This window comes from Enterobacter sp. R-25, from assembly GCF_049913205.1.
In the GTDB taxonomy this organism is placed as follows: domain Bacteria; phylum Pseudomonadota; class Gammaproteobacteria; order Enterobacterales; family Enterobacteriaceae; genus Enterobacter; species Enterobacter ludwigii.
In genome coordinates this window covers 2167498-2187655 of record NZ_CP183982.1, presented here as the reverse complement: position 1 = coordinate 2187655, position 20158 = coordinate 2167498, and the positions used below count along the sequence as shown (strand labels likewise).

Sequence of the window (20158 nt, the reverse complement as noted above, 5' to 3'; positions counted from 1 at the left end):
GCTCACATTATTCTTCGTAGATTATGAATAATGAAAACACGTTAAGCATCTTTTTCGCCGTAATCGGGTGGCGTAATTTCTCACCCATGAAGAGATAAAGGACAAGAAGATGAGCGATTACCTGAGAAATATGATTAACAATCAGAGCATAACCCCACCCGCCACGTTGATTAAGGGCGCAACCTTGCTCAGCATGGATGACAGGGTGGGTAATCTTGAGCGCGGCGATATCCTTATCGAAGGCGCAAAGATCGTCGCCATTGGTGAAAATCTGGCAGCAGAAGGCGCCAGCATAATAGATGCCACACATATGATTGCCATGCCGGGCCTGGTAGATACCCATCGCCATGCCTGGGAGGGACAACTGCGCCGCATTAACCCCGACGCCAAAACGCTTGAAGATTACTGCAACGCCACGCACTTCTCATTCGCCAGGTATTATCGCCCTGCCGATATTTATATCGGCAACCTGCTCACCGCCCTGGGGTGTATTGATGCCGGTATCACTACGGTGATTGATAATTCCCATAACAGCCGCACCGCTGCGCATTCGGACGCGGCCGTTGAGGCCCTGCTGGATGCAGGGATCCGCGCCGTACACGCTTCCGGTGCACCGGTGTCCGGAGAATGGGACCGCGCGCACTGGCCCGGTAACTGGCAGCGCCTGCAAGAAAAGTATTTCCAGAATAACCCTGAAAGTCTTGTTTCGCTGGCGGTCATGGCCCAGCTGGAGCCGGAGAGATGGCTGGAGGCCCGCAGGCTGGGGTTGCCAATCGTGACCGAATTCTTTGGGGGTGAAATGGCGTCGCAGCTTGAGGCGCTGCATCAGCAGGGGCTTCTGGGACCGGACAATATTTTTAATCACTGCACCGCACTGCCGGACGACGGATGGAAAATCCTGCGGGACGCGGGTGTACGCGTGAACGTCTGCCCCCGTTCCGATGCGCACTATGGGATTGAAGACGGCATGTTTGCCCTTCAGTCCGCGCTGCGCCACGGCATCAGCCCCGGCCTCAGCGTTGACAATGAAACGTCGTACAGCGGCGACATGTTTATGGAAATGCGCGTGGCTTTTTACCTCCAGCGCGTCATGGGCATGCATCAGCAGCGCTGCTGTGGTTCAGCGCACACCGTAAATACGCTTCATACCCAACAGCTCCTGAAAGCAGCCACCGTCGATGGTGCGGCCTGTGCAGGGTTACAGGAGAGCATCGGCAGCCTGACGCCGGGTAAACAGGCCGACCTGGTGCTTATTAACGCCGGCGATCTCAACCTCTATCCGTCCGGCAATGCATTTGGCACGGTGGTCCATGCGGCAGAGCGCAGCAACATCCATACCGTCATGATTGCCGGACGAATCGTGAAGCAAGACGGCAACGTGCTGGGGGTAGACATCACCCGCCTTCGCGAGGCCATTGATGAATCACGTCATCATCTCTTTACCTCAGCCGGGTATGAGCCGGACATATTTGCTGACGCCTTCCTGCCGCTGGCGCAGGATTAAGCCCCTTCAACCACAACAAATGTCCCGGTTGCCGCCCCCGCGCGCAGCTTTCTGGCGGCAACGTACCCGGGACTGTTATAAAAACGTTTGGCCTCAGCATACGAATCAAACTCTAAAACGACATGGCGTTCATGCGCCTCCCCTTCGAGATTTTCATATTCCCCTGACCAGACGATGACCCGGGGGTTGAACCCCTGCAGCGCTTCCCCGGCAGCGTTCGCATATTCTGCATAGGCAGCAGGATCTGTGACGGTCACGTGGGCGATTAAATAACCTTTATTCATCTTCTTTATCCTTCCTGAGGACTGTTGCCGGTGGTGTAAAACGCATCAACCTGTTTGACAGCGTTACGCGGTACGAAGACACTCTATTAGTCATCAATAAGGGAATAAATCACCCAAAAAATAACGCACTGTTACCCGGAAGGTGAACAATGAAAAACCTGCATGCACTGACTATTTTTGCGCGCGTCGCAGAAATGCAGAGCTTTACTCAGGCGGCGGAGAGCCTGGGCATTAAGAAAGGCCGCGTTTCAACGGTCGTACGTGAGCTTGAGCATGACCTCGGGACGACGCTGTTGCACCGGACTACCCGCGCGGTACAGCTGACCGAAGACGGTCGGGCTTTTTATTCCCGCGCCCGGGATTTGTTAGCAGATGCTGAAGATCTGCAGTCCATGTTTGCGCCTGGCGGCATGTCACTGCGGGGACGTTTACGCGTCGATATGCCAGCAGTGTTAGCCCAAAGCGTAGTGATTCCCGCCCTGCCACAACTGCTGGACGCGCATCCTGAACTTGAAATAGAACTTTCAAGCACAGACCGGCGAGTCGATCTGGTTCAGGAAGGCTTTGACTGCGTGATTCGTTTTGGGCCCATTGTTGATGAGACCCTCATTGCCCGACCGCTGGGTCAGTTACGGATGATTAACGCCGCCAGCCCACGCTATCTGGAGCGCGTCGGAGTGCCCGAGACGATTGACGACCTGCTTCGTCAGGGACACCGAATGGTGCATTACATGCGAAATTTTGGTGCCCGACCTGATGGCTGGCAGTACCCGGACGGTGATGGCTACCGGTCCGTCATGTTACCCGGCGCCGCGCGGGTCAACAGCGTACCGGCCTATCATGAGGCCGGGCTGGCGGGTCTGGGCTTAATTCAGGGCGGGTATTCCGCGCTGGCGCCCCATATCCAGCGCGGCGCGCTGGTTGAAGTGCTTCCCCATTTGCCTCCTGAACCGCTTAATGCCGCTTTTGTGGTCGCCCATCGGCGCAATTTATCGCAGCGTGTCAGAGCTTTTATGCACTGGACGGAAGTCATTTTAAAACCGTACTTTGATTAATATCCTGCTAAAGATATTCACGCTAATTGTCGGAGGCCGGACGGCAATATTATCTCGCCCAGGGGCGTTTCTTGTGAAAGGAATATACAGCGCAAATGCGAATAATGACTAAAACTGGCAGTTGATTGTTATTTGCGTGGCTTTTAAAATTTAATTGCAAGGTATTTATTAAATTTTAATTAGGGACATAAAAATGACAAGAAATACGCTTTTACTGACAATGATGGCCGCCTTTTCAGGCGCAGTATACGCAGGGGAAACGCAATTTACGCCGAATTTCTCACCTGACAGCGTCACCGTTTCAGCCTCGGGCGGGATGCTCAGTGGGAAATCCCATGAAATGGTGTATGACGACGTCACAGGCAGAAAAATCAGCCAGCTGGACTGGAAAATTAAAAACGTCGCCATCCTGAAAGGCGACATTTCCTGGGATGCGTACCCTTTCCTGACCCTGAACGCACGCGGCTGGACCTCGCTGGCATCCGGCTCGGGTCATATGGATGACTATGACTGGATGAACGAAAGACAATCCAGCTGGACAGATCATTCGACGCATCCGGCAACTAACGTCAATTATGCCAATGAATACGATCTCAATGTAAAAGGCTGGATATTGCAGGGCGAAAGCTATAAAGCGGGCGTGACTGCCGGTTATCAGGAAACCCGTTTTAGCTGGACGGCCACCGGTGGCTCTTATAATTATGATAACGGTACCAACACGGGGAATTTCCCGGCGGGCAAACGCGGCATTGGTTATAGCCAGCGCTTCTCAATGCCTTATATTGGGCTTGTGGGGCAGTATCGTATTAATAATTTCGAATTTAATGGCCTGTTTAAATTCAGTGACTGGGTGCGCGCTCATGATAACGACGAGCACTATATGCGCGACCTGACCTTCCGCGAGAAAACCTCAGACTCTCGCTATTATGGTGCGTCAGTGGATGCAGGATATTACGTCACGCCACACGCCAAAGTCTTTGCCGAGTTCGCGTATAGCCGTTACAAAGAGGGCAAAGGCGGCACGCAGATTATTGATACTAACACGGGCGAATCCGGGTCAATTGGCGGTGATGCGGCGGGCATTTCCAACAAAAACTATACCGTTACCGCCGGTCTGCAATACCGGTTCTGATTTCGCGCAACGCATCAGGCCAGCGTAAACATGCACAGGCCCCTGACGGGGCCTTTTTCGATGCGCTGCTTTGACATCAGCAGGTGCGCCCCTTCATGACGCCGATTTTGGTCGCAGATCCTCGTCAAACTCCAGACGTTTTCGACCGGGCTCCACTTCGCGCAGGGGTTCGACCTGATGCAGGGTCAGCTTGCAGCGATCCACCAGCACCTGATACTCACGCGTGCCCTGCTTCTTCCAGGCAATTTCCTGCTCGCTCAGCACACGTATCGCTTTTGCCGGACTGCCAATGATCAAATGGTTGGCGGGCATCTCCGCTTTCGCTTTCACAAAGGCCGCCGCGCCGACAATGCTGTTTTCGCCAATCACCGCGCCGTCCATGACCACCGCGTTCATCCCTACCAGGGCGTTACGGCGGATAATACAGCCGTGCAGAATCGCGCTGTGGCCGATATGGCCGTCCTCTTCCACCACCGTGTCCTGCTCCGGGAAACCGTGCATGACGCAGTTATCCTGAATGTTCGCGCCGTCTTTCACCACAATCCGGCCAAAATCGCCGCGCAGGCTGGCATTCGGGCCAACATACACGCCTTTGCCCAGGATCACGTCGCCGATGAGCACCGCCGTCGGGTGAACGTAGCTCTCATCAGGCACCACCGGCGTCAGACCGTCAATTTGATAAACGGGCATCTCCACTCCTTATACGATAGTAAGACCACCAAAGCGTTGATAGTAGAGCGTGCCGGGCACAGGCAGTTCGCCGACGGAGGTTTCACCTTTCTCGCTGACAAACGCCAGCGCCCCTGGTGCCACACGCTGATAAATATTAATGCACAGCTGTCGCGCACTTTGTCCGGCCCAGTGTGCAGGCAATAACTCCTCCGGCAACAGCGGGTCTTTCAGCACCACGCGACGGTAAAAATGGATCAGCAACAGCTGGATCTGGAAGCAGCGTTCCGGCGTTAATTCGTCCGGCGCGGCCTCTTTCAGCAGCGGCAGAAGAGGACGGAACGAGTGGATAAACGTCTCGTACATCGCGTTCTGTTCGGTCAACTGCCAGCACTCCTCGACCCGGGCACGCAGCGCCGCGCGGGACAGCGCCAGCGGCGAATGGGCCTCGAAGAAGATGACGTTTTCCGCCACGCCTGCGTCGTGTAAAAGCGACTGCACATCCGCCAGATGCTGCGACGGGGAGGCCATCAGGCTGGGAGCCAGGGTGCCAAAACCCTGCCAGATCAGCTGCTTCTTGACGTCAGCAAGGGTGGTTTTATCCAGACCTTCCGAGAGCAGCAACAGCCACTTGCCGTCCCATGCCGGGAGTTCTGCACGGTAGATTTTACTCTCCGCGCGGCGGGTCAAACGCAGCCCTTTGTCGCTCAGCCGGTAAAAGCTGCGTCGTCCGATGCGCGACACATCCAGCCAGCCCTCTTTGTTAAGACGAAACAGCGCAGTGCGCACAAAGCGCTCGCCAAACCCCATGCCTTCCAGTAAGGCGGCGAGGCTGCCAAGCCAAATCTCGCCACCGCGATGTGAAAGCGCGTCACCGTATAATGAGGAGATAAGCGACGTTCCGCTAACGGGAACCGAGCTAACCGCGTGCTGGATAAAGGCATCGAGTTTATTCATGTGATTCATTCTGTTGTTATTTTTGGTCTGGATGAATCATAGCATATTCCCCTCACCCCGGCCCTCTCCCAAAGTGAGAGGGGGACAACGTCCCTTCTCCCCTCCGGGGAGAAGGTTAGGATGAGGGGGTGAGGGAAACTCAACCGTTAGCCGCAACTTTACGCAAATCAAACACCCGACAGGCTTTGCCCTCTGAGCGCGGGATACTGCCGCAGTTGACAATCATCACGTCGGTGGAGATCCCGACCATCGATTTAATCCGATGGCGCAGCTGATGGCATACCTGGCAGCGCTGCTCGTGGGTCAGGGTCAGACTGCTCTCTTTGAGCTCCACCTTCACGGAAAGTGAATCAAGATGGCCGCGGCGATTGACCTCCAGCTGGTAGTGCGGGGAGAGGTGTTCGAACTTCACGATCTCCTCTTCCAGCTGGGACGGGAAGACGTTGACGCCGCGGATGATGAGCATATCGTCACTGCGACCGCTGATCCGGTCCATACGACGCATGGTGCGGGCGGTCCCTGGAAGCAGGCGCGTCAGGTCGCGGGTGCGATAACGAATAACCGGCAGCGCCTCCTTGGTCAGCGTGGTGAACAGCAGTTCGCCCTGCTCGCCATCATTAAGCGGCGTGCCGTCGTTCGGGTTGACGATCTCCGGATAGAAATGATCTTCCCAGATGGTCGGACCGTCAGCGGTTTCGATACACTCCATCGCCACGCCTGGCCCCATGACCTCGGAAAGCCCATAGATATCCAGCGCGGTGATCCCCAGACGTTTCTCGATTTCGCGGCGCATGGCCTGCGTCCACGGCTCTGCGCCAAACACCCCCACACGCAGGGAGCAGGCGCTGGCATCGCCTCCCATCTGGCGCTCCAGCTCTTCGATCAGATTGAGGCAGTAGGATGGCGTCACCATGATCATATCCGGCTGGAAATCGCGGATCAGCTGCGCCTGTTTCTCCGTCTGACCGCCGGACATCGGGATAACGGTCGCCCCTAAACGCTCTGCGCCATAGTGCGCGCCCAGCCCACCGGTAAACAGGCCATACCCATAGGCCACGTGAATTTTGTCTTTCGCACTGCCGCCCGCGGCGCGCAGAGAACGGGCCACCAGATTAGCCCAGTTGTCGATGTCATGCTGGGTATAACCGACGACGGTCGGCTTTCCGGTGGTGCCGGAAGAGGCGTGAATACGCACCACCTGCTCCATCGGTACGGCAAAGGTATCGAACGGATAGTTATCACGCAGGTCCTGCTTGGTGGTGCACGGGAACTTACGGATGTCTTCCAGCGTTTTAAAATCGTCAGGGTGAACGCCCGCAGCGTCAAACTTGCGTTTGTACATCGGAACGTTGTTATAGGCGTGATGCAGCGTCCATTTCAGACGCTCGGTTTGCAGCGCCTGTAATTCGTCAATGGAGGCCGTTTCGATCGGATCAAGCTTTGTTGTATTTGTCATTGTAGGGTACTCACACTGTTATTCGCTCAAACACGCTCAAGGATCATGGCAATGCCCTGACCCACACCGATGCACATCGTACACAGCGCATAGCGCCCGTTGCGTCGATGCAATTCATTGCTCGCGGCCAGCGCCAGCCTGGCACCGCTCATGCCCAGCGGGTGGCCCAACGCAATGGCCCCTCCGTTCGGATTAACGTGTTCAGCGTCATCCGGCAATCCCAGCTGACGTAACACGCCCAGCGCCTGAGAAGCGAAAGCTTCGTTAAGCTCAATCACGTCCATATCGTTGATGCTGAGCCCGGCACGCTCCAGCACTTTGCGGGTGGCTGGCACCGGTCCTAAGCCCATCAGACGTGGCTCCACGCCAGCGGTAGCCATCGCCACGATCCGCGTGCGCGGGACAAGCCCTTGCGCGAGCGCCATCGACTCGCTGGCGATAATCAGCGCCGCAGCGCCATCGTTTACTCCGGAGGCGTTACCCGCCGTCACGACACCGTTCCTGCGAAACGGTGTTTTCAGCGCGGCAAGTTGTTCAAGCGTGGTATCAGCACGGGGATGCTCATCTACCGAAACTTCCGTAACCGTTCCTTTTTTGCCGGGCACCTGCACCGGCACAATCTCCTGCGCCAGAATGCCGTTCTGCTGTGCCTGAGCAGTACGCTGCTGGCTGCGCAGCGCGAAAGCATCCTGATCGGTCCGGCTGATATTTAACAATTCAGCTACATTCTCTGCCGTTTCCGGCATGCTGTCAGTTCCGAATTGCTGATGCATGAGCGGATTCACAAATCGCCAGCCGAGGGTGGTGTCGAAAATCTCCGCCTGACGCTGGAACGCCGCCGTGGCTTTACCCATTACAAACGGCGCCCGGGACATTGACTCGACGCCGCCTGCAAGCAGCATGTCGCCATCACCCGCCCTGATCGCCCGCGCGGCAAAGCCAATCGCGTCCAGACCCGAACCGCACAGGCGGTTCAGCGTGGTGCCGGAGACCGTCTGAGGCAGTCCGGCCAGCAGCAGCGACATACGCGCCACGTTGCGGTTATCTTCCCCCGCCTGGTTGGCGCAGCCGAAGATCACATCATCAATCCGCTCGAGGTCGAGCTGCGGATAACGGGCCAGCAGCGCACGCAGCGGCACCGCGCCGAGATCGTCGGCGCGAACGCTGGCCAGCGCCCCGCCATAGCGTCCCACCGGGGTTCGAACGCCATCACAAATAAAAGCGTCACGCATCAGGCTTCTCCTGTCACACTGCCGCCGATGCGGTGAGATTTTCCGCGAAACAGGGCAACGGTTTTCTGTTGTTGGTTCTGAATTTCAATGTCATACACGCCGGTCAGTTTGCCCTGATGCTTAACCCGCGCGGTGGCGGTCAGCGTGTCGCCGGCAAACCCCGGGCGCAGAAAATCGATTGAACAGCCTGACGCCACTGCCGCCAGCCCCTGGCTGTTGCAGGCATAGGCAAAGGCGGTATCGGCCAGTGAAAACAGCTGTCCTCCGTGGCAGGTTTTGTGGCCGTTGAGCATCTGCGGGGAGATGGTCATCGTCACTACCGCGTAGCCATCGTCCATGTCGATGATGTCGATCCCCAGCGCCTGGGCGCAGGCGTCCTGTTCATACATGGTGCGGGCGTTATGCCAGGCGTTATGACTCATAGCTACTCTCCAGAAGCGCACGCTGGCGCAGCAGTGAACAAGGGCGATAGCGTTCTTCGCCGTAATGGCGTTGCAAATTTTCAAGCAGCGTTAACAGCCGTTGCCAGCCCAGACGCTCACCCCAGGCAATGGGCCCGTTCGGGTAATTCACGCCGAGGCGCATGGCAGTGTCGATATCCTTCTCGCTGGCCACCCCTTTTTGCAGCGCATCCAGCGCTTCGTTGGCGATCATCGCCACCGTCCGCCAGACCAGCAGGCCAGGGTAATCGGCAATGCGCAGTACCCGGTGTCCCTGCTGTTGCAGGTACCAGACGGCTTTTTGCGTGGCGGTATGCGGGTTATCCGATGCGGCTGCGATCACCGCCACGTCGCGTTCGATGCGGTCAATCACCACGACCGGACAGTTAAAACGCCGGGCCAGCGCCTGAGCGGTCTCCCCCTGGGTTTCAATCAACAGGAGCTCATCAATTTCCGTGACACCGTCACCTCTTCGCTGCACGCGCATGGGGGTAAAGCTGTCGTTTACTGCGTCAAGCCACGGCACAGACGGTTTCTCGCCGTGCCAGTCGTAAACGCCCTTCCCGCTTTTTTTGCCCAGCCGCCCCGCCAGCACCAGTTCCTGCTGCACCAGCGACGGCAGGAAACGACGTTCCTGCCAGAAGGCATTGAATACGGAACAGGTCACCGCAAAGTTGACGTCCTGACCAATCATGTCGGTCAGCTCCAGCGGTCCCATCGGGAAACCGCCGCCGTCGCGCAGGGCGGCATCAATCACTTCTGGCGCGGCGACCTGCTCTTCCAGGGCGCGCCAGGCTTCAGAATAGAACGGACGCGCAACGCGGTTGACGATGAACCCTGGCGTTGACTGGCAGCGGACGGGCTGTTTCCCCCAGTTCAGCGCCAGCTCGCACAGCGCATCGGCCACTTCGGGCGATGTCGCCAGCCCGCTCACCACCTCGACCAGCTTCATGACCGGTGCAGGATTAAAGAAATGCAGCCCCGCGACGCGCTCCGGATGGTGAACATCCGCCGCAATCGCCGTAACAGAAATGGAGGAGGTATTGCTGGTCAGCAAGGTCTGCGGCGGGCAAATCTGAGCCAGTTGCGCAAACAGCGCTTTTTTGACGTCGATACGCTCAGAAGCTGCTTCAATCACCAGATCTGCCGCGGCGAGCGCTTCGATATCCGTTACCGGCAACAGCCTGGCAAGAATCTGGCTGCCAGCATCGGCGGAAAGTTTTCCGCGAGTCACCCGGGAGGCGAGACGCTGGCGGATCCCGTCAATCGCGCGTGAAATCGCGTCTGAAGCAATGTCATACATCAGAACCTGATGACCATGACTCGCCGCGACTTCCGCAATTCCCGCGCCCATCGTGCCGCTTCCAATGACGGCAACAGTACGAACCGTGATCGCCATCTTATTTCCCCGTGAATGTCGGTGCGCGTTTGGCAAGGAAGGCGCTGACCCCTTCCCGGTAGTCGTCGCTGCGACCGGCCAGACGTTGATAATCGCGCTCCAGGTCAAGCTGGGCGTCGAGGGTGTTGGTCTCTGCCGCGTTAATCGCCTGCTTAATCAGCCCCAGACCAAAGGTGGGCTGAGAAGCAAAGTGCAGCGCCATCTGCTGGGCCGTGGCGGAGAGGTGTTCGTCATCCACCACCTGCCAGATCATCCCCCAGGCGTGTGCCTGTTCGGCGCTGAGTTTGTCTCCGAGTAACGCCAGCCCCATTGCGCGGGCGCGCCCGGCGACGCGCGGCAGGAACCATGTTCCCCCGCAGTCCGGCACTAATCCGAGCTTGCTGAAGGCCATCACAAAGGTGGCAGAACGGGCGGCAATGACCATGTCACACCCCAGTGCCAGCGTGGCCCCGGCCCCGGCGGCCACGCCGTTGACCGCGCAAATCACCGGTTTCGGCAACGTCGCAAGACGGCGAACCAGCGGGTTGTAGAACGTCTCCACGGACATTCCCAGATCCGGCGCCGGACCGTTAGGGTCGACGTTGCGGTCATTAAGATCCTGACCCGCGCAGAAGCCGCGCCCCGCCCCGGTAATAAGCAGACAGCGGATGGTGTCATCGCGCTCGGCCTGCTTCAGGCACTCAGCGAGTTGCTGATGCATCACGTCGTTAAAGCTGTTCAGACGCTCCGGACGGTTCAGCGTCAGGGTCATCACGCCTTGTTCTACATGACTGAGAATAAATTCCACGATTAGCGTCCTTTAAAGTCGGGGGTACGTTTCTGTAAGAATGCGTCGATGCCTTCTCGCCGGTCTTCGGTCGCTGAAAGCAGCGTAAACAGCTGTCGCTCCTGGACCAGTCCGGCCTGCAGGGAAACCTCCTGAGACTGGCGCAGCGCCTGCTTTGCCGCCTGGAGCGCCAGCGGTGAGTGTCGAGCCATCAGCGCCGCCTGTTTCAGGGCATATTCCAGCGTCAATGAAGCCGGGAACACATCGCTGACCAGCCCGGCGCGCTGCGCCTGCTGCGCGGTAATGCTCTCCCCGGTCAGCACCATTTTGCTGGCCAGCGATTTGCCCACGCTACGAATCAGGCGCTGCGTACCGCCCGCCCCGGGCATGATGCCGAGCGTAATTTCCGGCAGACCAAAACGGGCGTTATCCCCGGCAATCACCACGTCGCACAGCAGCGCAAGCTCGCAGCCCGCGCCCAGCGCGAAGCCGTTGACGGCGGCAATCAGGGGTTTGTTGAAGGCGTTGATCCGGGCCCACAGCTGGGGACGGATATCGTTCAGAGTGGCAGGCAGGTCTTTCTCCGCCATTTCGTTGAGATCTGCGCCGGCAGCAAAACAGCGTGCGTTGCCGTAAATCACGCAAACGGAGAGATCGCGATCGGCCGCAGCGGCGTCGAGCGCGTCAGCAATCTGCTCTAACAGGGCGTTATTCAGCGCGTTACGTGCCGCCGGACGGTTAAGCGTCAGCTGCAGGACACGACCATGACGGGTGACCATCAGTTCGCTCATGCCATCCCCCTGGAGTCAAAATCGACGATCACGTCAGCGGTTAATGGCAGCGACTGACAGCTCAGCACATACCCGGCCGCCAGTTCGTCCGGCTCAAGGCTGTAGTTCGTCGCCATATCAACTTTGCCACGCAGCACTTTGCATTTGCAGGTCGCGCATACGCCGCCCTTGCAGGCATACGGCAGGTCGGCGCCCTGACGCAGGGCGGCATCAAGAATGCTTTCATCGTTTGCCGTGAGGGTAATTTCCCGGTCGCGACCGTCCTGACGCACGGTGACTTTCTGCCCTTCAGCCTGCACGCTGACCGTGCGTTTGACGGTCGAGCCTGGCGTATTAAAACGCTCAAGGTGAATCGATTTCTCTGGCATCCCCAGCGCTTTCAGCGCCGCTTCCGCGTCGTCCATCATGGCGGACGGGCCACAAATAAACGCTTCATCATACTGGCGGAAGTTGATCAGGGTTTTCGCCAGCGCCTGCAGCTTCTCACCGTCGATACGTCCATGCAGCAGATCGCTGTCGAGCACCTCCTGGCTGAAGATGGCGACCAGCTGCAGACGCTGCGGGTATTTGTCTTTCAGATCGGCCAGCGCCTCGCGAAACATCATGCTCTGGCTGCTGCGGTTGCCGTAGATCAAGGTGAAATGACTGTTCGGCTCGGTGGCGAGCGTGGCGGATAAGATGGCCAGCATTGGGGTAATGCCTGAACCCGCGGCAATGGCCAGATAATGCCCTTCCCGGTCAGCGCGCGGCTGGTAACCAAACTGGCCCTGCGGCACCATGACCTCCAGCGCCATGCCCTGTTTGATCTCATCCCGGGCATAGCGGGAAAAACGTCCGCCCTCGATGGCTTTCACCGCTACGCTGATCTCACCCGGCGCGGTACTGCGGCAGATGGAGTAGCAGCGACGCAGCTCATCCTCACCCAGCTTCGCTTTCAGGGTCAGGTGTTGTCCGGGACGAAAGCGATAGGCGTCCTGCAACTCCTGCGGTACCGCGAAAGTGATGGTCACCGCGTCGCGGGTTTCGGGTTCCACTTTTGCCACTGTTAATGAATGAAACGTTGTCATGGCAACCTCAAATACATTTGAAATAGTCGAAAGGCTCACGGCAGTCGTTGCAGCGATAAAGCGCTTTGCAGGCCGTCGAACCAAATTCACTGATAAGCGAGGTATGTGTGCTGGCACAGCGTGGGCAACTCACCTCGACCGGGGCATGCGCGTGGCAGCTGTGGCCCTCCGGTGGGCTGATGCCATATGCGCGCAGGCGTTCACGCGCATCCGCCGTCATCCAGTCGGTGGTCCAGGCTGGTTCGAGCTGAAGCACAATATGCACTGGCGTAAAGCCGTGTGCGGTCATCGCCTCGCGAATCGCGCCAAGCAAATGTTCCGTCGCCGGGCAGCCTGAATAGGTTGGCGTAAAGCCAATGACCCAGCCTTCGCCCTGCGCCGATACGCTACGCACCATGCCTAAATCGGTGATGGTTAACACCGGCACTTCCGGGTCCGGGATCTGGCTTAACAACGACCAGATTTGAGGGATCTCCGCGGGTGCAATCCCGGCAAAACGCTGCATCTTAACCTCCGTACTTACCACTGCTGACCCGGATGGGCACGCTGGAGATACTGCATTTCTGCCAGCATTGGGCCGAGATGTTCGGTATGCAGCCCGCGCTTGCCCCCCGTGCGATACGCCACTTCCGACGGCACGCTCAGGGTGGCCTCCTGCAAACCGGAAAACACTTCCTGCTCCCACGGCTGACGAAGCTCGCGCGGATCAACCGCGACGCCGGAGGCAATCAACGCCAGCTCGACGTCATCGGCTTCAAACAGCTCGGCCGTAAACCGCCACAGGGTGTCGACCGCCTGCTGCATACGCTGTGAAGATGTTTCCGTTCCGTCACCCAGACGCACCAGCCAGCCACGACTGAAGCGCAGGTGGTAGCGCGCCTCTTTAATGGCTTTCGCTGCGATGGCGGCAAGCTGGCTGTCGCTGCTGTGGGTCAGGCGTTCATACAGCGCTACGTTCCAGGCATCCATAAAGTACTGGCGCGCGAGCGTGTCGGCGAAACTGCCGTTAGGCTGTTCCACCAGCAACACGTTGTGAAACTGGCGCTCATCACGCCCAAACGCCAGGGTGTTTTCATCGCCCTGACCTTCCAGCTCTGCGGCATAGGTCAGGAAATTGCGCGCCTGCCCCAGCAAGTCGAGACCGATGTTGGCGAGCGCGAGATCGATTTCCAGCTCCGGCGCGTGACCACACCAGGCGCCCAGACGCTGGGAGAGCACCAGACCGTTGTCGCCCAGACGCAGGGCATATGCGGATAATGTTTTCATCCCTGACCTCACATGTGCTCGATGCCATCAGGGATGGTGTAAAACGTAGGATGGCGGTAAACCTTACTTTCCGCCGGGTCGAAGAACTCGCCGCTCTCTTCCGGCTGAGAGGCGACAATCTCGCTCGCCTTCACCACCCAGATAGAGCAGCCTTCACTGCGACGGGTATAGGCATCACGCGCATTTTCCAGCGCCATGCGATCGTCGGCGGCATGAAGACTTCCCACATGACGGTGGGACAACCCTTGTTTGCTGCGTACGAACACTTCGTACAGCGGCCAGTAGACATTGCTCATCGTGTTTCCTCTTAAGCCACTTTGCGGGCGTGTTGTTTTTCCGCGTGCGCCAGTGCGGCTTCACGCACCCACGCCCCGTCTTCCCAGGCTTTACGTTTGGCAGCCAGACGTTCGTGGTTACAGATACCGCGCCCGTTAATGACCTCATCAAACTCGTGCCAGTCGATCTCGCCAAAGCGGTAGTGACCGCTCTCTTCGTCAAAACGCAGGTCAGGATCCGGAACCGTCATGCCCAGCATTTCTACCTGCGGAACCGTGTTGTCGACAAAGCGCTGGCGAAGTTCGTCATTGCCGAAGCGTTTGATTTTCCAGGCGAGGCTGCGGGCGCTGTTCGGCGAGTTATCATCGTTTGGGCCGAACATCATCAGAGCGGGCCACCAGAAGCGGTTAATGGCGTCCTGCAGCATCTGGCGTTGGGCGTCACTCCCCTGCGCAAGCGCCATACAGGCTTCAAAGCCCTGACGCTGGTGGAAACTCTCTTCTTTACAGATTTTCACCATCGCGCGGGCATAGGGGCCATATGAGGTACGGCAGAGCGCCACCTGGTTGACGATCGCCGCACCGTCCACCAGCCAGCCGATCACCCCGATATCCGCCCAGCTCAGGGTCGGGTAGTTGAAGATGGAGGAGTATTTCATCTTGCCGTCGAGCATCTTCTGGTAGATGTCTTCCCGCGCGCAGCCCAGCGTCTCGGCCGCGCTGTAGAGGTACAAACCGTGCCCGGCTTCGTCCTGCACTTTTGCCAGCAGGATCGCTTTGCGGCGCAGCGTCGGCGCGCGGGTGATCCAGTTTCCTTCCGGCAACATGCCGACAATTTCGGAGTGCGCGTGCTGACCAATCTGGCGGATCAACGTCTTACGATAGGCATCAGGCATCCAGTCCTGAGGCTCAATCGCCGTCTCCTGCGCTATGCGCTGCTCAAAGCGTTGTTCTTGCGTCACGTCATCACCTTTATGATTCGATTATTTACCACTTAAAGTGAAATACTGAATCACTTCATTTCTTAAAAGTTACACAAAGGTTAAATATAACCCCAAGAAATGTTTCCCCATTTTGTGATGGTGCTCGCAAGGCTTTTTGCACAAGGCCTACACGACGGGGCTTACGGCCCTCTGCTTCATTATGCTGGATCACAATGTTAACAATTCATTAAAACTCAGCTTGCTTTTTATGATTCATGATTAAACTATTGATAGTGAAATCACGTAACACTTGGAGATAAGCGATGCAGCAGTTAGCCAGCTTCTTGTCCGGTGCCTGGCAGTCTGGCCGGGGCCGCGAACGTACTATCCATCACGCCATCAGTGGCGAAGCGCTGTGGTCCGTGACCAGCGAAGGGCTGGACATGGCGGATGCACGTCGCTATGCGATCGCGCGTGGCGGCGAAGCCCTGCGCGCCATGACCTTTATCGACCGTGCCGCCATGCTGAAGGCGGTGGCGAAACATCTGCTTAGTGAGAAAGAGACGTTCTATGCCCTGTCTGCCCAGACCGGGGCGACCCGAGCGGACAGCTGGGTGGATATTGAGGGTGGGATCGGGACGCTGTTCACCTATGCCAGCCTGGGGAGTCGCGAGCTGCCTGATGACACACTCTGGCCGGAAGATGAGTTGATCCCGTTGTCGAAGGAAGGCGGCTTTGCTGCGCGTCACGTACTGACGTCAAAATCGGGCGTGGCGGTCCATATCAACGCCTTTAATTTCCCGTGCTGGGGAATGCTGGAAAAACTGGCGCCCACCTGGCTTGCGGGGATGCCTGCCATTATCAAACCCGCCACCGCTACCGCGCAGGTCGCGCAGGCGATGGTGAAAGCGATTGTGGAGAGCGGTCTGGTGCCGGACGGTGCTATCAGCCTTGTCTGCGGCGGCGCGGGCGATCTGCTGAATCATCTCGACAGCCAGGATGTGGTGACCTTTACCGGCTCCGCCAGCACCGGCCAGAGCCTGCGCATTCACCCGAATATCGTGGCGAATTCCATTCCCTTTACCATGGAAGCCGACTCCCTCAACTGCTGCGTTCTGGGTGAGGATGTAACGCCGGAACAGCCAGAATTCGCGCTGTTTATTCGCGAAGTGGTACGCGAAATGACCGCCAAGGCAGGGCAAAAATGTACCGCCATCCGCCGCATAATTGTGCCTCAGAGTCAGATAGATGCCGTCAGCCAGGCGCTGATCGCACGGCTGCAAAACGTGGTCGTCGGCGACCCGGCAGAGGACGGGGTGAAGATGGGTGCGCTGGTGAACGGCGAGCAACGCGCGGACGTACAGGAGAAAGTCGATCTGTTGATTGCGGCGGGTTGCCAGGTCAGACTCGGCGGAAAAGCCGATCTGCAGGCTGCGGGGGCATTCTTCCCGCCGACGCTGCTTTTCTGCCCACAGCCAGATGAAACCCCCGCCGTGCATTGCACCGAAGCCTTCGGGCCGGTCGCCACGCTGATGCCCTCCCGCAATTCAGACCACGCGATGCAGCTGGCACGGGCGGGTGGCGGGAGTCTGGCCGGTACGCTGGTCACCGCCGACCCGGCTATCGCCCGCCAGTTTATTGCCGGCGCGGCGCGGGCGCACGGACGAATTCAGATCCTTAACGCCGAATCCGCCAGGGAGTCCACCGGACACGGCTCTCCGCTGCCGCAGCTGGTGCACGGCGGTCCTGGCCGCGCAGGTGGCGGTGAAGAGCTGGGAGGACTGCGTGCGGTGAAGCACTATCTGCAGCGCACCGCCATTCAGGGCAGCCCGACCATGCTTGCCACCATCGGCAAACAGTGGGTACGGGGTGCTGCGGTTCATGAAGATCGCGTTCATCCGTTCCGGAAATACTTTGAAGAACTGCAGCCGGGCGACAGCCTGCTGACCCCGCGCCGCACCCTGACGGAAGCCGATATCGTTAACTTTGCCTGCCTGAGCGGCGATCACTTCTACGCCCATATGGACAAAATCGGCGCGGCAGAATCCATCTTTGGCGAACGGGTGGTACACGGTTACTTCCTGATCTCTGCCGCGGCGGGTCTGTTTGTTGATGCCGGCGTTGGGCCGGTGATTGCCAACTACGGCATGGAAAACCTGCGCTTTATCGAACCGGTTAAGCCGGGCGATACCATTCAGGTGCGCCTCACCTGTAAACGTAAAACGCTCAAGAAACAACGGACCGCCGATGAGAAGCCAACCGGCGTGGTCGAATGGGCCGTTGAGATCTTTAACCAGCACCAGCAGGCGGTCGCGCTCTACTCCATCCTGACGCTGGTGGCGCGCCAGCACGGCGACTTCTGACACGTTCCTCTCTCGCACGTTGACCGGGGTGTGATATCGCCCCGGTCTTTTTTTAACCTGGCAAGACTAACAAATAACCTGGCAGATGCAGGCAAACGCTTTTCTCGGGCGCCTGTCAGGATAAGGCTGTCACAACACAATAAACACAACAAGATGAGGTCTACGATGGGAAGCAATTCTTCTTTTTCTGCCCGTAGAACGGCACTGGCTATGGCCGTTGCGCTGTGTTGCGCCTGGCAATCACCTGTTTTCGCACACGGCAGTGAGGCGCATATGGTCCCGATGGACAAAACGCTGCAGGCGTTTGGCGCCGATGTGCAGTGGGATGATTACGCACAGATGTTCACTATTGCAAAGGACGGGGCATATGTGAAGGTCAAGCCCGGCGCGAAAACCGCTATTGTGAACGGCAAAACCCTCACGCTGCAGGTGCCGGTAGTCATGAAAGGCAAAAAAGCGTTCATCTCCGAGACCTTCATCAACGACGTTTTCCAGTCTGGTCTCGACCAGACCTTCCAGGTTGAAAAACGCCCTCACCCGTTAAACGCGCTAACGGCTGACGAAATTAAGCAAGCCGTGGAGATTGTGAAAGGCTCTGCGGATTTTAAACCGAACACCCGCTTCACCCAGATAGCCCTGGCCGAACCCGAGAAAGCCAAAGTGTGGGACTTTGTGCTCAACGGCACGGCGGTGGACTCTCCCCGCCAGGCGAACATCACCATGCTGGACGGGAAACACGTTATTGAAAGTCTGGTGGACCTGAAGGATAAAAAGATCCTGCGCTGGGACGCCGTTAAAGATGCCCACGGCATGGTGCTACTGGATGATTTTGCGACCGTTCAGCAGATCATCAACGAGAGTGCAGAGTTTGCCGAGGTTCTGAAAAAGCGCGGCATTACCGATACGAAGAAAGTGATCACCACGCCACTGACCGTCGGCTATTTCGACGGCAAAGATGGCCTGAAACAGGAAGACCGGTTGCTGAAAGTGGTGAGCTATCTGGACGTGGGCGACGGCAACTACTGGGCGCACCCGATTGAGAACCTGGTGGCAGTGGTCGACCTTGAGCAGAAGAAGATTCAGAAGATTGAAGAAGGTGCCGTTGTGCCGGTGCCGATGACGCCGCGTCCGTATGATGGACGTGACCGCATCAACACGCCGAAAAAGCCGCTCGACATCATTGAGCCGGAAGGCAAAAACTACACCATCACCGGCGATATGATTCACTGGCAGAACTGGGATTTCCATCTGAGTCTGGATTCCCGCGTGGGCCCAATGATTTCTACCGTCACCTACAATGACAACGGCAAAAAACGCCAGATTATGTATCAGGGCTCCCTGGGCGGGATGATCGTTCCTTACGGTGACCCTGACGTGGGCTGGTACTTTAAAGCCTATCTGGATTCCGGCGACTACGGTATGGGCACCCTGACCTCTCCGCTGGTGCGCGGCAAAGACGTGCCGTCCAACGCCGTGATGCTCAATGAAACCATTGCCGATTACACCGGTGCGCCGATGGAGATCCCCCGCGCCATCGCCATTTTTGAACGCTACGCAGGACCGGAATATAAACACCAGGAGATGGGTCAGCCTAACGTCAGTACCGAGCGGCGCGAGCTGGTGGTTCGCTGGGTGAGCACCGTTGGCAACTACGACTATATTTTCGACTGGGTATTCCACGAAAATGGCACCATCGGGATTGATGCCGGTGCAACGGGGATTGAGGCGGTGAAAGGCGTACAGGCGAAAACGATGCATGACCCTACTGCCAAAGACGATACCCGATACGGCACATTAATTGATCACAACATCGTCGGGACCACCCACCAGCACATCTATAACTTCCGTCTCGATATGGATGTGGATGGCATCAACAACACGCTGGTGGCAATGGATCCACAGGTGAAACCGAACACCGCCGGCGGCCCGCGAACCAGCACCATGCAGATCAATCAGTACGCTATTGATACCGAGCAGCAGGCGGCGCAGAAATTTGACCCGGGCACCATTCGTCTGCTGAGCAACACCAGCAAAGAGAACCGCATGGGGAACCCAATTTCGTATCAGATAATCCCTTACGCCGGGGGGACGCACCCGGTGGCGACCGGCGCGAAGTTTGCCCCGGACGAGTGGATCTATCACCGCCTGAGCTTTATGGATAAACAGCTGTGGGTCACGCGTTACCATCCGGATGAGATGTACCCGGAGGGCAAATTCCCAAATCGCTCAACCCACGATACGGGGCTTGGCAAATACAGCAAAGATAACGAGTCGCTAAACGATCAGGATGACGTGGTCTGGATGACCACCGGCACAACCCACGTCGCGCGCGCCGAAGAGTGGCCAATCATGCCAACGGAATGGGTGCATACCCTGCTCAAACCGTGGAACTTCTTCGACGAAACGCCGACACTCGGCAGGAAAAAAGACGCGCAGAAATAAAAACAGACCGGGCGTAATGCCCGGTTTTTTATTCGTTTATTTGCTGAATATCTCATCCTGATTATAGTTATTTTACTCCACACATTCCGATTGCATCTTTTGAAACATTTTCAGCCAGGACGCGAAGTTTTCACAAA

19 protein-coding genes are annotated in these 20158 nt (G+C 57.7%); 5 read left to right on the top strand and 14 right to left on the bottom strand.

All coding sequences use genetic code 11. The features are described from left to right. Positions 1–109: 109 nt before the first annotated feature. Positions 110–1504 carry an amidohydrolase family protein gene (locus ACN9MQ_RS10520; RefSeq protein WP_073396706.1) on the top strand — a complete coding sequence of 465 codons (1395 nt, stop codon included), beginning with the start codon at positions 110–112 and terminating at the stop codon, positions 1502–1504. On the opposite strand, the gene ACN9MQ_RS10515 is transcribed toward ACN9MQ_RS10520, so the two are convergent. Continuing rightward, on the bottom strand, positions 1501–1788 hold the full coding sequence (locus ACN9MQ_RS10515; protein ID WP_014169939.1) for a DUF1330 domain-containing protein: 288 nt from the start codon (positions 1786–1788) through the stop codon (positions 1501–1503). The genes ACN9MQ_RS10520 and ACN9MQ_RS10515 overlap by 4 nt on opposite strands. Before the next feature lie 149 nt (positions 1789–1937). Between ACN9MQ_RS10515 and ACN9MQ_RS10510 the strand changes: the two genes are divergently transcribed. Both ACN9MQ_RS10510 and ACN9MQ_RS10505 read left to right on the top strand, forming a co-directional pair. Further along, positions 1938–2843, top strand: a complete 906-nt coding sequence (locus tag ACN9MQ_RS10510; RefSeq protein ID WP_068794593.1) for a LysR family transcriptional regulator — start codon at positions 1938–1940, stop codon at positions 2841–2843. A 220-nt stretch (positions 2844–3063) separates the two neighbouring features. After that, on the top strand, positions 3064–3975 hold the full coding sequence (locus ACN9MQ_RS10505) for an omptin family outer membrane protease (protein ID WP_426262730.1): 912 nt from the start codon (positions 3064–3066) through the stop codon (positions 3973–3975). Positions 3976–4068: 93 nt separating this feature from the next. On the opposite strand, the gene paaY is transcribed toward ACN9MQ_RS10505, so the two are convergent. From paaY to paaA, 13 genes are all read right to left on the bottom strand, one after another. Continuing rightward, on the bottom strand, positions 4069–4665 hold the full coding sequence (gene paaY / locus ACN9MQ_RS10500; protein WP_020884237.1) for a phenylacetic acid degradation protein PaaY: 597 nt from the start codon (positions 4663–4665) through the stop codon (positions 4069–4071). Between the two features lie 9 nt (positions 4666–4674). Next, positions 4675–5610: a phenylacetic acid degradation operon negative regulatory protein PaaX gene (gene paaX / locus ACN9MQ_RS10495; RefSeq protein ID WP_014169935.1), complete on the bottom strand. Its 936-nt coding sequence runs from the start codon at positions 5608–5610 to the stop codon at positions 4675–4677. Between the two features lie 130 nt (positions 5611–5740). Then, positions 5741–7057: a phenylacetate--CoA ligase PaaK gene (paaK, locus tag ACN9MQ_RS10490; RefSeq protein ID WP_014169934.1), complete on the bottom strand. Its 1317-nt coding sequence runs from the start codon at positions 7055–7057 to the stop codon at positions 5741–5743. Between the two features lie 26 nt (positions 7058–7083). Then, entirely contained in the window at positions 7084–8289 is a 1206-nt protein-coding gene (gene pcaF, locus ACN9MQ_RS10485; protein ID WP_426021106.1) for a 3-oxoadipyl-CoA thiolase, read from the bottom strand. Next, positions 8289–8711 (bottom strand): hydroxyphenylacetyl-CoA thioesterase PaaI, encoded by a 423-nt coding sequence (paaI, locus tag ACN9MQ_RS10480; protein ID WP_426021107.1) that lies wholly within the window; start codon positions 8709–8711, stop codon positions 8289–8291. Before paaI ends, pcaF begins: the two co-directional genes overlap by 1 nt. Further along, on the bottom strand, positions 8701–10128 hold the full coding sequence (paaH, locus tag ACN9MQ_RS10475) for a 3-hydroxyacyl-CoA dehydrogenase PaaH (RefSeq protein ID WP_395014606.1): 1428 nt from the start codon (positions 10126–10128) through the stop codon (positions 8701–8703). Before paaH ends, paaI begins: the two co-directional genes overlap by 11 nt. A 1-nt stretch (position 10129) precedes the next feature. Continuing rightward, positions 10130–10918 (bottom strand): 2-(1,2-epoxy-1,2-dihydrophenyl)acetyl-CoA isomerase PaaG, encoded by a 789-nt coding sequence (paaG, locus tag ACN9MQ_RS10470; protein WP_025204280.1) that lies wholly within the window; start codon positions 10916–10918, stop codon positions 10130–10132. Next, on the bottom strand, positions 10918–11685 hold the full coding sequence (gene paaF, locus ACN9MQ_RS10465; protein ID WP_014169929.1) for a 2,3-dehydroadipyl-CoA hydratase PaaF: 768 nt from the start codon (positions 11683–11685) through the stop codon (positions 10918–10920). The genes paaG and paaF overlap by 1 nt, the downstream gene beginning before the upstream one ends. Next, positions 11682–12752, bottom strand: coding sequence for a 1,2-phenylacetyl-CoA epoxidase subunit PaaE (gene paaE / locus ACN9MQ_RS10460; RefSeq protein ID WP_426021108.1), 1071 nt, complete (start codon positions 12750–12752; stop codon positions 11682–11684). The genes paaF and paaE overlap by 4 nt, the downstream gene beginning before the upstream one ends. A gap of 7 nt (positions 12753–12759) precedes the next feature. After that, complete coding sequence (paaD, locus tag ACN9MQ_RS10455) at positions 12760–13257, bottom strand: 1,2-phenylacetyl-CoA epoxidase subunit PaaD (protein ID WP_073396700.1); 498 nt, start codon at positions 13255–13257, stop codon at positions 12760–12762. A 14-nt stretch (positions 13258–13271) separates the two neighbouring features. Beyond that, positions 13272–14018 carry a 1,2-phenylacetyl-CoA epoxidase subunit PaaC gene (gene paaC, locus ACN9MQ_RS10450; RefSeq protein WP_108648337.1) on the bottom strand — a complete coding sequence of 249 codons (747 nt, stop codon included), beginning with the start codon at positions 14016–14018 and terminating at the stop codon, positions 13272–13274. 8 nt (positions 14019–14026) lie between these two features. Continuing rightward, on the bottom strand, positions 14027–14314 hold the full coding sequence (gene paaB, locus ACN9MQ_RS10445; protein WP_003857353.1) for a 1,2-phenylacetyl-CoA epoxidase subunit PaaB: 288 nt from the start codon (positions 14312–14314) through the stop codon (positions 14027–14029). 11 nt (positions 14315–14325) lie between these two features. Further along, the gene (paaA, locus tag ACN9MQ_RS10440) at positions 14326–15255 is read right to left on the bottom strand and encodes a 1,2-phenylacetyl-CoA epoxidase subunit PaaA (protein WP_014169925.1); all 930 of its coding nucleotides are present in this window, start codon (positions 15253–15255) and stop codon (positions 14326–14328) included. Positions 15256–15539: 284 nt separating this feature from the next. Between paaA and paaZ the strand changes: the two genes are divergently transcribed. Further along, a complete protein-coding gene (paaZ, locus tag ACN9MQ_RS10435) occupies positions 15540–17579 on the top strand; it encodes a phenylacetic acid degradation bifunctional protein PaaZ (protein ID WP_113656171.1) in 2040 nt (679 codons plus the stop codon). A gap of 165 nt (positions 17580–17744) precedes the next feature. Further along, a complete protein-coding gene (gene tynA, locus ACN9MQ_RS10430) occupies positions 17745–20021 on the top strand; it encodes a primary-amine oxidase (RefSeq protein ID WP_138013800.1) in 2277 nt (758 codons plus the stop codon). Positions 20022–20158: the final 137 nt, after the last annotated feature.

Bases quoted from the DNA above. Each gene is read 5' to 3' on its own strand.
- ACN9MQ_RS10520 (WP_073396706.1), top strand. From the start codon at position 110: ATGAGCGATTACCTGAGAAATATGATTAACAATCAGAGCATAACCCCA.
- ACN9MQ_RS10515 (WP_014169939.1), bottom strand. From the start codon at position 1,788: ATGAATAAAGGTTATTTAATCGCCCACGTGACCGTCACAGATCCTGCT.
- ACN9MQ_RS10510 (WP_068794593.1), top strand. From the start codon at position 1,938: ATGAAAAACCTGCATGCACTGACTATTTTTGCGCGCGTCGCAGAAATG.
- ACN9MQ_RS10505 (WP_426262730.1), top strand. From the start codon at position 3,064: ATGATGGCCGCCTTTTCAGGCGCAGTATACGCAGGGGAAACGCAATTT.
- paaY (WP_020884237.1), bottom strand. From the start codon at position 4,665: ATGCCCGTTTATCAAATTGACGGTCTGACGCCGGTGGTGCCTGATGAG.
- paaX (WP_014169935.1), bottom strand. From the start codon at position 5,610: ATGAATCACATGAATAAACTCGATGCCTTTATCCAGCACGCGGTTAGC.
- paaK (WP_014169934.1), bottom strand. From the start codon at position 7,057: ATGACAAATACAACAAAGCTTGATCCGATCGAAACGGCCTCCATTGAC.
- pcaF (WP_426021106.1), bottom strand. From the start codon at position 8,289: ATGCGTGACGCTTTTATTTGTGATGGCGTTCGAACCCCGGTGGGACGC.
- paaI (WP_426021107.1), bottom strand. From the start codon at position 8,711: ATGAGTCATAACGCCTGGCATAACGCCCGCACCATGTATGAACAGGAC.
- paaH (WP_395014606.1), bottom strand. From the start codon at position 10,128: ATGGCGATCACGGTTCGTACTGTTGCCGTCATTGGAAGCGGCACGATG.
- paaF (WP_014169929.1), bottom strand. From the start codon at position 11,685: ATGAGCGAACTGATGGTCACCCGTCATGGTCGTGTCCTGCAGCTGACG.
- paaE (WP_426021108.1), bottom strand. From the start codon at position 12,752: ATGACAACGTTTCATTCATTAACAGTGGCAAAAGTGGAACCCGAAACC.
- paaD (WP_073396700.1), bottom strand. From the start codon at position 13,257: ATGCAGCGTTTTGCCGGGATTGCACCCGCGGAGATCCCTCAAATCTGG.
- paaC (WP_108648337.1), bottom strand. From the start codon at position 14,018: ATGAAAACATTATCCGCATATGCCCTGCGTCTGGGCGACAACGGTCTG.
- paaB (WP_003857353.1), bottom strand. From the start codon at position 14,314: ATGAGCAATGTCTACTGGCCGCTGTACGAAGTGTTCGTACGCAGCAAA.
- paaZ (WP_113656171.1), top strand. From the start codon at position 15,540: ATGCAGCAGTTAGCCAGCTTCTTGTCCGGTGCCTGGCAGTCTGGCCGG.
- tynA (WP_138013800.1), top strand. From the start codon at position 17,745: ATGGGAAGCAATTCTTCTTTTTCTGCCCGTAGAACGGCACTGGCTATG.